The sequence below is a fragment of the Vibrio sp. OPT46 genome (genome assembly GCF_015163535.1).
Taxonomy (GTDB): Bacteria; Pseudomonadota; Gammaproteobacteria; order Enterobacterales; family Vibrionaceae; genus Vibrio; species Vibrio alginolyticus.
Window position 1 is genome coordinate 557 of the sequence record NZ_JADDYG010000743.1, and the last position, 242, is coordinate 798.

Consider the following 242-nt stretch of genomic DNA (forward strand, 5'->3'; position numbering starts at 1 on the left):
GCCGCGCCAAGAGCTTGGTGGATGTTCAAAGCTATGGGACATGATAATGTTCGAGTCTTAAATGGCGGTCTTCCAGCTTGGATTGAAGCCGGATTCCCTGTTGAAAGTACCCTATCGCAACCAAGCGAAAGAGGTAACTTTGCGGGTAAGCTCAACCAAAATGCCTTTTTGAGTGCACAAGATGTTCTTGCTCATTCAACCAATAAAAGTGCCAACATCATCGATGCCAGAGCCAAAGCACG

General features: G+C 47.1%; 1 protein-coding gene. It reads left to right on the forward strand.

Features of this window, described 5'->3' with window-relative positions; all coding sequences use genetic code 11:
- On the forward strand, positions 1-242 hold a 242-nt coding region (locus tag IQR33_RS26695; RefSeq protein ID WP_416222699.1), incomplete at both ends, for a sulfurtransferase.